General features: G+C 45.3%; 14 protein-coding genes. 13 read left to right on the top strand and 1 reads right to left on the bottom strand.

Annotation, left to right across the window (positions count from 1 at the left end):
• Window positions 1-12 precede the first annotated feature (12 nt).
• From astA to alr, 6 genes are all read left to right on the top strand, one after another.
• Entirely contained in the window at window positions 13-1044 is a 1032-nt protein-coding gene (gene astA / locus HYI04_RS12385) for an arginine N-succinyltransferase (protein WP_159153145.1), read from the top strand.
• Window positions 1044-2513, top strand: coding sequence for a succinylglutamate-semialdehyde dehydrogenase (astD, locus tag HYI04_RS12390; RefSeq protein WP_159153146.1), 1470 nt, complete (start codon window positions 1044-1046; stop codon window positions 2511-2513). The genes astA and astD overlap by 1 nt, the downstream gene beginning before the upstream one ends.
• Before the next feature lie 24 nt (window positions 2514-2537).
• Entirely contained in the window at window positions 2538-3878 is a 1341-nt protein-coding gene (gene astB, locus HYI04_RS12395; RefSeq protein WP_159153147.1) for an N-succinylarginine dihydrolase, read from the top strand.
• A 21-nt stretch (window positions 3879-3899) separates the two neighbouring features.
• Window positions 3900-4877 (top strand): succinylglutamate desuccinylase, encoded by a 978-nt coding sequence (gene astE, locus HYI04_RS12400; RefSeq protein ID WP_159153148.1) that lies wholly within the window; start codon window positions 3900-3902, stop codon window positions 4875-4877.
• A 403-nt stretch (window positions 4878-5280) separates the two neighbouring features.
• Window positions 5281-6780, top strand: a complete 1500-nt coding sequence (locus HYI04_RS12405) for an amino acid permease (protein ID WP_004981418.1) — start codon at window positions 5281-5283, stop codon at window positions 6778-6780.
• An 83-nt stretch (window positions 6781-6863) separates the two neighbouring features.
• A complete protein-coding gene (gene alr, locus HYI04_RS12410) occupies window positions 6864-8063 on the top strand; it encodes an alanine racemase (protein ID WP_228276891.1) in 1200 nt (399 codons plus the stop codon).
• Window positions 8064-8142: 79 nt separating this feature from the next.
• On the opposite strand, the gene pcaU is transcribed toward alr, so the two are convergent.
• Window positions 8143-8967, bottom strand: a complete 825-nt coding sequence (pcaU, locus tag HYI04_RS12415) for an IclR family transcriptional regulator PcaU (RefSeq protein ID WP_159153211.1) — start codon at window positions 8965-8967, stop codon at window positions 8143-8145.
• 279 nt (window positions 8968-9246) lie between these two features.
• On the opposite strand from pcaU, the gene HYI04_RS12420 reads away from it, so the two are divergent.
• The 7 genes from HYI04_RS12420 (at window position 9247) to pcaC (ending at window position 15912) form a co-directional block, all read left to right on the top strand.
• Window positions 9247-9927, top strand: a complete 681-nt coding sequence (locus HYI04_RS12420) for a 3-oxoacid CoA-transferase subunit A (protein ID WP_178896215.1) — start codon at window positions 9247-9249, stop codon at window positions 9925-9927.
• A gap of 13 nt (window positions 9928-9940) precedes the next feature.
• Window positions 9941-10594: a 3-oxoacid CoA-transferase subunit B gene (locus tag HYI04_RS12425; RefSeq protein WP_159153151.1), complete on the top strand. Its 654-nt coding sequence runs from the start codon at window positions 9941-9943 to the stop codon at window positions 10592-10594.
• Window positions 10595-10684: 90 nt separating this feature from the next.
• Complete coding sequence (gene pcaF / locus HYI04_RS12430) at window positions 10685-11890, top strand: 3-oxoadipyl-CoA thiolase (protein ID WP_159153152.1); 1206 nt, start codon at window positions 10685-10687, stop codon at window positions 11888-11890.
• A 34-nt stretch (window positions 11891-11924) separates the two neighbouring features.
• The gene (gene pcaB / locus HYI04_RS12435; RefSeq protein ID WP_159153153.1) at window positions 11925-13280 is read left to right on the top strand and encodes a 3-carboxy-cis,cis-muconate cycloisomerase; all 1356 of its coding nucleotides are present in this window, start codon (window positions 11925-11927) and stop codon (window positions 13278-13280) included.
• The gene (pcaD, locus tag HYI04_RS12440; protein ID WP_159153154.1) at window positions 13277-14065 is read left to right on the top strand and encodes a 3-oxoadipate enol-lactonase; all 789 of its coding nucleotides are present in this window, start codon (window positions 13277-13279) and stop codon (window positions 14063-14065) included. The genes pcaB and pcaD overlap by 4 nt, the downstream gene beginning before the upstream one ends.
• A 42-nt stretch (window positions 14066-14107) precedes the next feature.
• Window positions 14108-15463: an MFS transporter gene (locus tag HYI04_RS12445; RefSeq protein WP_005400016.1), complete on the top strand. Its 1356-nt coding sequence runs from the start codon at window positions 14108-14110 to the stop codon at window positions 15461-15463.
• A 14-nt stretch (window positions 15464-15477) separates the two neighbouring features.
• Complete coding sequence (pcaC, locus tag HYI04_RS12450) at window positions 15478-15912, top strand: 4-carboxymuconolactone decarboxylase (protein ID WP_159153155.1); 435 nt, start codon at window positions 15478-15480, stop codon at window positions 15910-15912.
• Window positions 15913-15923: the final 11 nt, after the last annotated feature.

Raw genomic sequence — 15923 nt, forward strand, 5'->3', positions numbered from 1 at the left:
AGGCCACTGGTTATGATGATTGTTAGACATGCAGAGCATCGAGATTTAGATGATATCTACATTCTGGCGGGGAAGTCTGGCATTGGCCTGACTTCTTTACCCCAAAATAAAGAGATCTTATCGGCTCGTATTGCACGCACGAAAAAGACCTTAGCGGGTCAGGCAACACCGAGTGAGCAGGGTTATTTATTTGTCCTAGAAGACACCTTGTTACAACGTGTGGTGGGTGTGAGTGCCATTGAAGTTTCAGTGGGTTTAACTGAACCTTTTTATAACTACCATGTGGGCAAACAAGTCCATGCCTCACAAACTCTGAATGTTTATAAAACTTTAAATACGCTGTTTTTAAGCAATGACCATACTGGTTGTAGTGAACTCTGCACCCTTTTTTTGGACCTAGAGTATCGCAAAGACCAAAATGGAAAACTGCTGTCGAAAATTCGTTTTCTGTTTATCGCAGCTTTCAAACAGGCTTTTCAAAATAAGCTGATTGCAGAAATGCGTGGTTATTCGGATGAAAATGGTCGTTCACCATTTTGGGATGCTTTAGGCCATCACTTTTTCAATATGGATTTCTCGACTGCGGATTATCTCAGTGGTATTGGGCAAAAAGTCTTTATTGCAGAGTTGATGCCACGTTTTCCTGTGTATATCGACTTATTGCCGATGGCTGCGCAACAAGTGATTGCACAGGTACATCCGCAGACAGTTCCTGCCTCTCGTGTGTTGGAGTCGGAAGGGCTGTGTTACCAAGGTTATGTCGATATTTTTGATGCAGGCCCGACGCTTGAAGCGGAAGTCAGTAGCCTGCGTGCAGTCAAAGAAAGTCACACTTGTACTGTCAAAATCGTCGATAGCGTACCAGAAAGTGCAGGGCGTTATTTGGTGGCGAATGATCGCTATCAAGACTATCGCGCAATTTTAATTCAGCATGCGGCTGAGACAGACAGTTTAAGTTTAACGGTAGAACAAGCGCATGCCCTTGGTGTGCAAGCAGGGCAAAGCATTCGTATGCTGCCTTTAGATAAGATGGAGAAAAAATAATGTCACAAGGGAATTTATATATAAACGGGACATGGTCTCCAGCGCAAGGTGCAGCATGGGACAAACTCGATCCAGTTACGCAAGAAACAATTTGGCATGGTGCAGAAGCAACAGCTGAGCAAGTTGCACAAGCTTGTCAGTCTGCACGTGCTGCATTTGCTACTTGGGCACGTCGTCCTTTAGCTGAGCGCCTTGAAATTATTCAACAATTTGCCAGCTTGTTAGAACAAAACAAACAACAGCTTGCAACGATTATTAGTCGTGAAACCAGTAAACCGATTTGGGAAACGTTGACTGAAGTTCAGTCGATGATTGGTAAAGTGGCGATTTCAGTACGTGCTTATCACGAACGTACAGGTGAAAGTTTGACGCAAATGCCAGATGGTGCAGCGTCTTTACGTCACCATCCGCATGGTGTTTTGGCTGTATTCGGCCCGTATAACTTCCCAGGTCACTTACCGAATGGTCACATTGTCCCTGCGCTGATTGCGGGCAATACCCTTGTATTTAAACCTAGTGAATTGACACCGTGGACTGCGGAAGAAACAGTCAAATTATGGCAAGAAGCAGGCTTGCCTGCGGGTGTGTTGAACTTGGTGCAAGGTGGTCGTAGCACAGGTGAGGCACTTGCGCAGTCGCATGAAATTGATGGCTTGTTGTTCACAGGCAGTGCCAATACGGGTTACCACCTGCATAAACAATTGGCTGGTGCTCCAGAAAAAATTCTCGCTCTAGAAATGGGCGGTAACAACGCATTAATTATCGATGAAATTACCGATATTGATGCGGTGGTGAACTTAACCGTCCAATCTGCCTTTATTTCAGCGGGTCAGCGCTGTACTTGTGCACGCCGTTTAATTATTAAAAATGGTGCTGTAGGTGATGCCTTCATTCAACGTTTGGTTGAAGTCAGCCGTAACTTGGTGGTGGGTCAGTGGGATGCTCAGCCACAACCGTTTATGGGTGGTGTGATTTCATTGCATGCTGCACAGCAAATTTTACAAGCGCAACAACGCCTGATCGATTTAGGTGCTCAGGTGTTATTACCTGTCACTCAAGCAGATGCCAACAGTAGTTTATTAAGTCCGGGTCTTTTAGACGTGACCCATGTCAGCGATGTGCCAGATGAAGAATATTTTGGCCCATTGAGCTGTATCTATCGTTATGACCACTTTGATGAGGCTTTGGCACTTGCGAATGGCACTCGATTCGGTTTGTCGGTGGGTCTAGTTTCACCTGACCGTGAGCTATTTGATCGTTTATTGATTGAAGCGCGTGCAGGCATTGTGAACTGGAACAAACCATTAACAGGCGCTTCAAGTGCCGCGCCATTTGGTGGTGTAGGTGCATCAGGAAATCACCGTGCCAGTGCCTTCTATGCCGCAGATTATTGTGCATGGCCAATGGCATCACTAGAAAGTCAGCAGGTAAGCCTACCTGAAAAATTATCGCCAGGCATTGTGCTGTAAGTCGACAGAAAAGGGAGTTTAGAAATGTCAGGCTATGAAATTAATTTTGATGGTTTAGTCGGTCCAACGCATCACTATGCGGGATTGTCCTTTGGAAACGAGGCATCCACCAAAAACCAAAATAATCTTTCCAACCCAAAGTTGGCTGCCAAGCAAGGTCTGTTAAAGATGAAAGCTTTGGCCGACATGGGCTTAAAGCAAGGTGTATTTGCACCGCAAGAACGCCCACATGTGCCGACTTTGCGCAAATTGGGTTTTCGCGGTGATGATCACAGCGTCATCGAACAAGCGATGCGAACTTCGCCTGCGTTATTATCCGCTTTGAGTTCTGCATCGTGCATGTGGACTGCCAATGCGGCAACGGTTTCACCGTCGGCAGACAGCGCAGATGGTCGTGTACATTTTACTGCGGCAAATTTGAACAATAAATTCCACCGTTCTATTGAACACGATACTACATCACGCGTGATGGCAGCCATGTTTAAGGATGAGCGTCACTTCGCCCATCATGAAGCATTGCCACCTGTGGCATTGTTTGGGGATGAAGGTGCGGCGAACCATAACCGTTTAGGCGGTGCTTATGATCAAGCCAGCGTGCAAGTGTTTGTCTATGGTCAGCAGTTCCTCGGTGGTGGTATTGGTCCGAAACATTATCCTGCACGCCAGTCGCGTGAGGCGAGTGAAGCAGTGGCACGTTTACATCAGCTCAAAGCGGAACAAACAGTGTTTGTACAACAGCATCCCGATGTGATTGACCAAGGCGTCTTCCACAACGACGTGATTGCAGTGAGTAACCAAAACGTACTGTTCCACCATCAGCATGCATTTTTGAATCAATCGGAAGCATTGGCAGAAATTCGCGAAAAAATGGCGCGTTTGGGTCAAGAGTTTGTGTCCATTGAAGTGCCTGATCAGCGTGTATCTGTGAAAGATGCGGTCAATACGTATTTGTTCAATAGCCAATTGCTCACGCGTGCCGATGGCGGGATGAGCATTGTGGTGCCTGAAGAGTCACGTCAAAACCCAGCAGTGTGGGGTTATTTAAACGACATGATTCAAATGGGTACGCCGATTGATGACATCAAAGTCTTCGACCTACGTGAAAGTATGCGCAATGGCGGTGGCCCTGCATGTTTACGTTTACGTGTCGCGGTGAATGAAGCAGAACTGAATGCGATCAATCCAAACCTGTTTATGAATGATGCCTTGTTTACCCGTTTAAATACGTGGGTAGATCAGTACTACCGCGACCAGTTGGCGCAGCAAGATTTGGCCGACCCGCAATTACTGATTGAAAGCCGTACTGCGTTAGATGAACTGACGCAAATTTTGAACTTAGGTTCGGTGTATCACTTCCAAGGTTAAGCAATCGTGCAGGGAAAGCAGATGATAGATTTTCTAGGTGATGTTTTAGCACAACGTGTCCCGACTGTAGCGCAGGGCGTACAGCATGATTTTCGTTGGGAATGGTTGGCTGAAGGTGTTTTATCTTTTACGCCGAAACAGGCTTATGAAAAAGCAGTCGTGCTTTCCGCGGGTGTGCATGGCAATGAAACTGCGCCAATCGAGTTGTTGGCACAGCTGAGTCAAGATTTGTTTGCAGGGGCATTAGAGCTCAAGGTTAAGTTATTACTGATTTTAGGTAACCCTATCGCGATTCGAACAGGGCAACGTTATGTTGAAAATGATATGAACCGCATGTTCTGCGGGGCCTATCAACAATTTACCGACACAGTTGAAGCGCAGCGGGTGGCGATCTTAGAACAGATCGTCACCGCTTTTTTTAATGATAGCTCAGCTCAAGTACGGCGCTATCATTACGATTTGCACACTGCGATTCGCCCATCGTTGTTGCCGACTTTTGCCTTATTTCCTTATCAAACTCATGACTATGATGCGGTGATGCTGGACAGCCTAAAAGCTGCGGAACTGGATGCCTTGGTGTATCACAATGCTGTAGGCCGTACCTTTACGCACTTTAGTAGCGCTCAGTTTCAAGCAGCCAGTTCGACACTCGAACTTGGTCATGCCAAACCCTTTGGCCAAAATGATTTGGCAGCTTTCGCCGCGATTAATCATGTGCTTCGCGCCGTGGTGAGTGAACAGCCCTTACCTATCCGTCAAAAACAAGCAATTCAAACTTTTCGAGTCGTTGATTCGATCATCAAAACTGAAGATGACTTCCAGCTTAATTTGGCAGATTCTGCGCCTAATTTTTCCGTGTTCGAAACCGATGCCGTGATTGCTCTGCAACAGGGCAAACCGTATGTGACTGCACCTGAGCAGGTTCTAATTTTATTTCCGAATACTCAAGTGAAAAAGGGATTAAGAGCAGGGCTGATATTAACGGAGGTTCATCCTTGATGATTTCAGTCAATTTATTAAATGTGATGATGGTGGTTTATCGAACTTAAGTCGTTAAATTAATTTTCAATGGAATTGAATATATGGATATTGAGAAAAATATTAATTCAATATTTTCATCTTTCGATCATAAGGCTATTTATAATCGATGGATGATTTTGCGTAGTGTTTTTATTAAGCTATTGTTTTTTAATATTAAATAATTAAATCAGGCACGGATTTTGCAGCCTATCTGAGTATTATTTTGCTGTCATAAAGAGATGAATAGTGTGGCGCTGAATAATAAAAATTAATGTTATTGAAAAATAATATGTAGCTTAATTTTGGACTGAGATGAAATAAGGAATTATCTAAATCTGAGTCCCATATTTACACCCATTGGGTTGTAAATTGGAGTAAAAACATGATGAATGGAAAACAGACCCATCAACAAAAAGAGCCCTTAGAAGGTGATTTACTGGGTGGGCATCATTACGAGTCAGTTGAGGAAGAACAACTGCAACGCTCACTGACCAATCGTCATATTCAGATGATTGCGATTGGTGGTGCGATTGGTACAGGTCTTTTTATGGGGTCGGGCAAGACACTCGCTGTGTCGGGTACTTCGATCATCTTAACTTACCTCATTATTGGCTTCTTCTTCTTCTTCGTCATGCGTGCGATGGGGGAACTACTGCTTTCTAATACCAATTACAAATCTTTTGCAGACTTTGCAACGGCTTATTTGGGGCCGTGGGCAGGGTTCTTTTTGGGTTGGTCGTACTGGCTCAGTTGGATTGTCACCGCAATTGCGGATGTGATTGTGATTGGAGGCTATGCACAGTTTTGGTATCCCGATCTCCCCGCCTGGATACCCGCCTTCACCTCCATTGCCATTTTGACTTTATTAAACTTTGTTGCGGTAAAACTGTTTGGTGAAGTGGAGTTCTGGTTTGCTTTAATTAAAATTATCGCGATTATTATGTTCCTGTTGGTCGGTGTCTATCTGATTACGATTGGTTTCGTCTCTCCAGATGGTGTGAAAGCGTCTTTAGCCCATGTGGTCGAGAAAGAGTCACTGTTCCCTTATGGTTTAACAGGCTTCTTGGCTGGTTTCCAAATCGCAGTATTTGCCTTTGTTGGTATTGAATTGGTGGGTACCACAGCAGCAGAAACTAAAGATCCACATCATGCTTTACCACGCGCGATTAACTCAATTCCATTACGTATTTTATTGTTCTATATCGGTGCTTTGGTTTGTATTATCGCAGTCACTTCTTGGTCGCAGATTTCACCTGACAAGAGTCCATTTGTTGAAATGTTTACTTTAATTGGTTTGCCCGCAGCAGCCAGTATTGTCAACTTTGTCGTGGCAACCTCTGCCATGTCTTCCGCGAACAGTGGCGTGTTTGCCACCAGTCGTATGTTGTTCGGTTTGGCGGTAGAAAAAGATGCACCGAAAAGCTTTGCTCGACTGTCGAAAAGCAAAGTGCCTGTATTGAGCTTAATGTTCTCGATGTTCTGTGTGGTGGTGGGTACTTCAATTTTGTTCATTGTGCCTGATGTCATGACGGCATTTATCATCATTTCAGCCTTCACCTCGATTTTATGTATTTTCACCTTTGCCATGATTATTTTATCGTACTTGGCTTATCGCAAAAAAGCGCCTGAACTGCATGAACAGTCAGCGTATAAAATGCCGGGTGGACGTTTTATGGCATGGTTTACCTTATTGTTCTTAATCTTTGTGGTAGCGATTTTGGCGCTCGATCATGACACCATGATTTCGTTAGCGTTCTCTCCACTTTGGTTTATTGGATTAGGTATTGCTTATTACTATAAAACGAAAAAATATGCAGAGCGTAACTGGATTTTGACCCATGGTCGTCGCATTGAACAGGATGAAATGCCAGAAAATAATTAAGGAACAGAGGGGGAGTTTTCCCCCTTTATTTTTATCGCAAAGCAGAGGGATTTATTTTGAAAAAAGCGACACTTTGGGTATGCATGTTGGGTACAGGATTACTACATATACAGAGCAGTTTTGCCGCACCGTTATTGACGCCACATCTTTCAGCGACACAAGTGGCAGCACCACAGGCCAATGCATGGGTCGAAATTAATGTGCAGACCTTTGAGCAGAATATTCAGACCTTACAACAGCAGCTACAGGACAAAAGCCAGATTTGTGCGGTCATGAAAGCCGATGCTTATGGTCATGGGATTGAACTGTTGATGCCGAGTATTATGAAACTTAATGTACCCTGTGTTGGTATCACCAGTAATGCTGAAGCAGCGATGGTGCGCAAGTCTGGTTATCAGGGGCGCCTATTAAGGCTACGTGCTGCGACTGATCAAGAAATCCAAAATGCTGCTTCCTTAAACATGGAAGAGTTGTTGGGGAACTATGAACAAGCACAGCGCCTCTCAGTATGGGCCAAACAACAAGGTTTAACCCTTGCGTATCATTTGGGTTTAAATGCAGGGGGTATGGACCGAAACGGTTTAGAGCTGGACAGTGCACTAGGTAAACAGCAAGCGCTACGCATGACCAAACTGCTAAATTTAAAGCTGGTGGGCATCATGACGCATTATGCTGTGGAAGATGAAAAATATGTACGTGAACGTTTGGCGGTCTTTAACCAGCAAACGGACTGGATAATTAAAAAAGCCAAATTAAAGCGAGAAGCACTGACTTTACATACCGCAAATTCTTTTGCGACCTTGACGGTTCCAGAGTCACACCTAGATATGGTACGTGCAGGCGGTGTGATTTATGGTGACAGCCTGCCAGATCGAGCTGAATATAAAAAGCTGATGACCTTTAAAACTCAAGTGGCAACAGTCAATGCCTATTTGAAAGGCACAACAGTTGGCTATGACCAAACGTATACTTTGAAGCGTGATTCACTATTGGCGAACTTACCACTTGGTTACTCAGATGGTTATCGACGTGCATTTAGTAATAAAGCCTATGTGTTGATTCGTGGGCATAAAGTGCCTGTAGTTGGGCGCACCTCTATGAACACTACCATGGTGGATGTCACTGATTTTCCAGATATTCGTGCCAATGATGAAGTGGTCCTGTTTGGCGAACAAAGGGGTGCAACAGTGAAGCAAAGTGATTTGGAAGAATACAATGGCGCTTTGCTGGCAGATGTCTACACCATGTGGGGTAACTCTAATCCGAAAGTTGTGGTGAAATAATATTTTCAACAGAAAATGCTGTACGTGCTGAAGTGTGTACAGCATGAAATTAACTAAAGTTATGCCGAAGGTGTCACAGTTACAGAATATTACGTAGTTCGCGTGCGGTTTCTTGTAGTAATGGCAGTATGTGTTGAATCAAATACTCTTTGGTTGTGCGCATGGTAGGGGAAACAATATTTAAGGCGGCAATCACTTTTAACTGTTGGCCATAAATCGGAACGGCAAGGGCATGTACGCCCAATTCATGTTCCTCACATGAATAGCACCAACCTTGCTCTCGAGTTTCATGCAATAAAGCCAGAAATGTTTCATTGTTGGTATGGGTGTATTTGGTTAGGCGTTGTAGCGGATACTGATTCAGCCATTCACATTGTTCCTGATCATCGAGATAGGCCAGTAAAATTTTGCCTGCCGATGTCGCATGTGCAGGTAAGCGATTTCCCAAATGTAGACCATAAGGATTGACGCGATCCGTTTGCTGGTGCGCGGCACTGCGTGCAATGGTAATGGCTTCATAGCCATCTAGAACCATAACGGAAAAAATGAGTGAGGTTTGATTGGTGAGCAGATTCAGCAAAGGTTGTGAAATTTTAGGAAGATGTGCTCCACCTAAATAAGCGCCTGAAAATTTAAGAATTTTAGGTGTTAAATAAAAATAATGACCATCTGACTCTAAATAGCCTAAATATTCAAGGGTGAGTAAATGACGTCGTGCTGCGGCACGGGTCATGCCTGTGCGTTCCGCTGCCATAGTGATATTTAAACGATGTCGGTCAGTACCAAAGCTGTCGAGAATAGCCATACCTTTACTAATACCTGCGACAAAATCTTCATGTCGAATGGTTTTTTTATGGTCTTTGTGTTGAAGACACTTTTCTGTTGTCTCAGTTGCTTCGTCCATCGTGTTCCCTTTATCCATTTTTATTTCTTCATTATTTTTACTATAACGTGAAATCAGAGTGAAATAATCAGGTTTTGTTCGATATATAGGTATTTTGTTCGATCATCGAACAAAACCTGTGGTCACTATCTATCCTAAAGCGGAGAAATTATAAAAAATGAACAGATAAGGAAATCGAACTAAAAAACTAGGGAATGTGGTTTTAGCTGAATCATCCTCCAGTATAAGTTAGTTTTCCGCGCCTTTTCAAATTTGCATGATGCACAATGGAGTTATCTAATGATAGATAAAAGCGCGGCATCCCTCGCGGAAGTGCTCTCCCAAATCACCGACGGCTCAACCATCATGATTGGTGGTTTTGGTACAGCAGGACAACCTGCTGAACTGATCGATGGCTTAATTCAACTCGGCATTAAAGACCTCACCATCGTTAGCAACAATGCTGGTAATGGCGACTATGGTTTAGCCAAGCTACTCAAAGCGGGTGCTGTGAAAAAAGTCATCTGTTCGTTCCCGCGTCAGTCCGACTCTTGGGTCTTCGATGAACTCTATCGTGCAGGCAAAATTGAATTGGAACTGGTGCCTCAAGGCAACTTGGCCTGTCGTATTCAAGCCGCAGGTATGGGACTTGGTGCAGTTTTCACCCCCACTGGCTACGGTACCTTATTGGCCGAAGGCAAAGAAACCCGTCACATTGACGGTAAAGATTATGTACTGGAATATCCAATCAAAGCTGACTTTGCCCTGATTAAAGCGCAGCAAGGCGATCGTTGGGGGAATTTGGTCTACCGCAAATCAGCACGTAACTTTGGCCCGATTATGGCCATGGCCGCAGGTGTAACCATTGCGCAAGTTTCTGAAGAGGTGGAACTGGGGGCTTTAGACCCAGAACATATCATCACCCCAGGTATTTTTGTTCAACACGTGGTGCAGGTTCAACCTGAACCAGTTGCTGTGTAATCGGGAGAACATCATGAGCTATCAAAAACTCAGCCGCAACCAAATTGCAGAACGTGTGGCACAAGATATCCCCGATGGTGCGTATGTCAATCTCGGGATTGGTTTACCGACCAAGATTGCCAGTTACCTGCCAAGTGACAAAGACGTTTTCTTGCATTCTGAAAATGGCTTATTGGCTTTTGGTCCACCACCTGAAAAAGGTCAAGAAGACCCTGAACTGATCAATGCAGGTAAAGAATATGTGACCATGCTGCAAGGCGGCAGCTTTTTCCATCATGGGGATTCTTTTGCCATGATGCGTGGTGGTCACTTAGATATTGCCGTTCTGGGCGCCTTTCAAGTGGCAGCCAATGGCGACTTGGCCAATTGGCATACCGGTGCGCCCGATGCGATTCCCGCGGTCGGTGGTGCAATGGACTTAGCTGTTGGTGCTAAAAAAGTCTTTATCACGACCGACCATTTGACCAAACAAGGTGAACCGAAGATCGTAGCTGAACTGACTTACCCTGCGACAGGTGTGAAATGTGTCGATCGTATTTACACCGACCTGTGTGTGATTGATGTCACTGCAGAGGGTTTAAAAGTGATTGAGAAAGTGGACGGTCTAAGCTTCGCAGAATTGCAGGCGATGACAGGTGCAACTTTAGTGGATGCGACACAAGGATAATTAATCCCTCCCGACCTCCCTTTAAAAAGGGAGGAGTTTTCCCCCCTCGAGTAAAGGGGGATTAAGGGGGATTCCAAGGGAAAATGAAATATGAAAAACGCTTATATCATCGATGCCATTCGTACCCCATTCGGTCGTTATGCTGGGGGTTTAGCCCCAGTGCGTGCCGATGACTTGGGTGCAGTTCCAATTCAAGCCTTGATGCAACGCAATCCAACAGTGGATTGGACTCAAGTCGATGACGTGATCTACGGCTGCGCCAACCAAGCGGGAGAAGACAACCGTAATGTCGGTCGTATGTCTGCACTGCTTGCTGGTTTACCGGTTGAAGTCCCTGCCACGACTGTGAATCGCTTATGTGGCTCATCACTCGATGCGATTGGGATGGCAGCCCGTGCGATTAAAGCCGGCGAAGCTGACCTGATTATTGCAGGTGGCGTCGAAAGTATGTCGCGTGCACCCTTTGTCCTGGGCAAATCGGAAACAGCTTATGGCCGTAGCCAGAAGATTGAAGACACCACCATGGGCTGGCGCTTTATTAATCCTAAGCTCAAAGCGATGTATGGTGTAGACACCATGCCACAAACTGCAGAGAACGTGGCACAACAATTTAATATTGATCGTGCAGATCAAGACCAGTTTGCCTTGGCGAGTCAACAGCGCACCGCAACCGCGCAAGCTCAAGGCTTTTTTAAACATGAGATCATCCCTGTGAATATTCCACAGCGTAAGGGTGATCCGATGGTGGTCGACACGGATGAACATCCACGTGCATCGACCACTTTAGAAGCTTTGGCGAAACTCAAGCCAGTCGTGACAGCAGATGGCACCGTCACTGCGGGGAATGCGTCAGGCATCAATGACGGTGCGGCTGCTGTACTGATTGCTTCAGAAGCAGCGGTTGAACAGTACCAGCTTAAACCCCGTGGCAAAATCATTGCTTCAACAGCAGTGGGTGTAGAACCACGCATTATGGGCTTTGCACCAGCACCTGCCATCAAAAAGTTACTCAAGCAAGCCAATCTCACGATTGAGCAGATGGATGTGATTGAGCTGAATGAAGCCTTTGCGGCACAAGCACTAGCGGTAACGCGTGATCTTGGTTTAGCGGATGACACCACCCAAGTGAATCCAAACGGTGGTGCAATTGCCATCGGTCATCCACTCGGTGCATCAGGTGCACGTTTAGTCACTACGGCTCTAAACCAGTTAGAACAAACCGGTGGGTCTTATGCCTTGTGTTCAATGTGTATTGGTGTCGGTCAAGGCATTGCAATGATTATTCAGCGGGTTTAATTGGAATAGCAAAGCAGATTAAGGAAAGACAAACATGAGCCAGTTATATGCCAGCTTATTTTACCAAAACGAGGTGACTGAAATTTTCAGTGATCGCGCGTTGGTGTCATACATGATTGAGGCGGAAGTTGCTTTGGCTCAAGCGCAGGTACAGGTCGGTGTCATTCCAGAATCTGCGGCAACAGCAATTTCAAACATCGCAGCAACTGCAATTGATCAGATTGACTTTGATGCTTTAGCTGTTGCTACAGGTTTGGCGGGCAATATCGCGATTCCTTTTGTGAAGCAATTGACTGCGATTGTGAAAAAAAATGATGAAGATGCTGCACGTTATGTACATTGGGGTGCAACCAGTCAAGACATTTTAGATACTGCCTGTATTTTACAATGCCGTGCAGCAATGACGCATGTTGAAGCTTTAATTCGACAATGTTACCGCACAGCTTTGGCGCAAGCTGAACAATATCGTGCACAAGTGATGATTGGACGCACATGGTTGCAGCAAGGTTTACCGATTACTTTGGGGCATAAATTCGCGCGTTGGGCCTCGGCATTCTATCGTGATTTAGCCCGTATTGAAGCCATGAAAGCACGTGTTTTTACTGCTCAATTAGGCGGTGCCGTTGGTTCATTGGCTTCATTGCAAGCACAAGGTACTGCTGTAGTTCATGCTTATTCCGTTCAGCTACAGCTTTCAGTCCCAAATTGTACTTGGCATGGTGAACGAGACCGTATTGTCGAAGTGGCGAGTGTTCTCGCAATAGTGACAGGTAGCTTGGGCAAAATGGCGCGTGACTGGTCATTGATGATGCAAACTGAAATTGCAGAAGTGTTTGAGCCGGTAGCTAAAGGGCGTGGGGGATCATCGACGATGCCACACAAGCGTAATCCTGTCGCTGCGGCATCCGTTTTAGCAGCAGCCAATCGTGTACCTGTGCTGATGTCGAGTTTGTATCAAAGCATGGTGCAAGAACATGAGCGTAGTCTAGGTGGATGGCATGCAGAATGGTTGGCATTGCCTGAAATTTTCCAACTGTGTGCAGGCGCTTTAGAGCGGACTTTAGACGTGTTACAAGGCATGCAAGTTAATGCTGAGAACATGCAGCGTAATTTGGAATGTACCCAAGGTTTAATTATGGCAGAAGCTGTAATGATGGCATTAGCACCACATATGGGGCGCTTACAGGCGCACCATGTGGTTGAAGCAGCATGTAAAACAGCCGTTGAAAAAGGTGTGCACTTAAAAGATGTTATTGCGGAATTGGATCAAGTCAAAGACTTGTTTAGCGCTGCGCAGATTTCAGAAATTTTTAAACCCGAATCTTATCTTGGCAATATTCAAGACCAGATTGATGCGGTGTTGCAAGAAGCAAAAGGAGAGGCAAAGTGAATATCACGATGACCAATCGTCAAGGCAAGACTTTATCTGTTGCAATCAGTGGGCAAGACCATGCGCCTGTGATTGTATTTTCAAATTCATTAGGTACAGATAAAGGCATGTGGCAGCCACAAATTGCTACCTTCGAACAGCATTTTAAAGTGGTGACATATGACACCCGTGGTCATGGTCATAGCGATGTGATTGAGCAGACCACTGTACAAAATCTCGCAGAAGATGTGATTGATATTCTGAACAGTTTAAACATTGAAAAAGCGCATTTCTGCGGGATTTCAATGGGCGGTATGACGGCTTTGTGGCTCGGTATTCACCATGCAGATCGTTTTCATAGCATTACCGTGGCAAACTCAGCAGCCAAAATCTGGAACGAAGAAGGATGGAATGCTCGTGCCGATGCCGTGATTGAAAATGGTTTAGCAGATTTGGTTGCGACTACACACACACGCTGGTTTAGTGAGCAGTTTGATTATCAACATGATGCTTTGGCGCAGCGCACCATTCAATCTTTAGCGACTACGCCAGCACTGGGCTATGCAGAATCTTGCCGAGCGCTCGCGCAAGCAGATCTATCTACTCAAATTCAACAGATTCAGATTCCAACTTTAGTGATCGCAGGCGCATTTGACCCAGTTACCACAGTGGCCGATGGCATCTTTATGCGACAACAAATTCAAAAGAGTCAACTCGCGGTGATTGATGCATCGCATCTTTCCAATATTGAGCAACCCGAGCTGTTTACCCAAGCTCTCAGTCAGTTTATTGGATCGATTCAATAGTTTAAGGATTTTTAAAAGGATTTTCAGCCCAAGGAGGCAGGTATGGCGTCTCAGGAATACGCTACTCAAAAAACGAGTATAGACGCACAAGCACTGATTAATGATGCACCGATTAGCAAATATCAGTGGTTGATCGCAATTGTATGTTTTCTCATTGTTTTTGTTGATGGTATTGATACTGCGGCAATGGGTTTTATTGCTCCAGCTTTGGCACAAGACTGGGGGATAGATCGCTCTCAATTGGGTCCAGTCATGAGTGCGGCTTTAGGTGGCATGATCATTGGTGCTTTGGTGTCTGGTCCAACCGCTGACCGCTTTGGGCGAAAGATTGTTTTAAGTGTTTCGATGCTGATTTTTGGTGGCTTTACTTTGGCATCAGCCTATGCGTCTGACTTAAATACCTTGGTGGTCCTTCGCTTTTTAACCGGTATTGGTTTGGGTGCTGCGATGCCGAATGCAACCACGTTATTTTCTGAATATTGCCCGCAGCGCTCACGCTCGTTACTCGTGACCTGCATGTTCTGCGGTTACAACTTGGGTATGGCGACAGGTGGTTTCATTAGCAGTTGGTTGATCCCAACCTTTGGTTGGCACAGCTTATTCTTATTGGGCGGTTGGTCGCCACTGATCTTGATGATCTTGGTGATTTTCTTCTTACCTGAATCTTATCGTTTCTTGATTGTGAAAGGCCGTGACCCCGAAAAAGTCCGCAAAATCTTGACGCGTATTGCTCCGACACAAGTACAGGCTGTTACAGAGTTTCATGTACCTGAAGAAAAAACTGAAGGTGCAGAAAAGAAAGGTGTGTTTAGCATGCTGTTCTCTCAGAAATATGTCAAAGGTACGGTTTTATTGTGGCTGACCTATTTCATGGGTCTGGTCATGATTTATCTACTCACCAGTTGGTTACCAACCTTAATGCGTGAAACTGGCGCAACGATGGAACGTGCTGCATTTATTGGTGGTTTATTCCAGTTTGGCGGTGTCCTCAGTGCTTTATTTATTGGCTGGGCAATGGACCGTTTCAACCCGAACCGCATTATTGCAGGCTTCTATTTTGTCGCGGGAATCTTTGCATTTGCCGTTGGTCAGAGCTTAGCAAATCCAACCTTACTTGCCATTTTAGTGCTTTGCGCAGGTGTTGCGATTAATGGTGCACAGTCAGCTATGCCAGCACTCAGCGCTCGTTTTTATCCAACCCAATGCCGTGCAACAGGTGTGGCATGGATGTCTGGGATTGGTCGTTTCGGTGCGGTATTTGGTGCATGGATCGGCGCAGTTTTACTGGGCAATGACTGGTCATTTACTGCCATTTTAAGCCTGCTGTTAATTCCAGCAACCGCAGCCGCAGTCGCTATTTTTGTTAAATCACTGGTCGCACATACCGATGCGACCTAATTGAGGTTTCTCCCATGAATGATGAACAACGCTATGAACAAGGGATCAACGTCCGAACCGAAGTGCTGGGTGAAAAGCATGTGAGTCGTTCGATCGAGAACCTGAATGATTTCAATGCAGATTTTCAGAACTTTATTAGCCGTTTTGCGTGGGGCGAAGTCTGGTCTAGACCGGGCATGCCGCGCCACACCCGTAGCTTAGTCACCATTGCCGTTTTATTGGCATTGGGCCGTGAAGATGAACTACGTATGCATTTACGTGCTTGTTTTAACAATGGTGTGACCAAGGACGACTTAAAAGAGTTGATTTTGCACTGTTCACTGTATGCCGGTTTGCCGGCAGCCAATGCAGCCATGCACATGGCAGAAGAAGTTTTTGCAGATTTGGGTATTGCCCCGCAAAAGCTGAACGAACAGCAACTTAGCCAAGAACAAACGAATCAAGAGTAATGGAACAAGAT

It is taken from the genome of Acinetobacter sp. SwsAc2 (genome assembly GCF_013391465.1).
Classification (GTDB): domain Bacteria; phylum Pseudomonadota; class Gammaproteobacteria; order Pseudomonadales; family Moraxellaceae; genus Acinetobacter; species Acinetobacter johnsonii.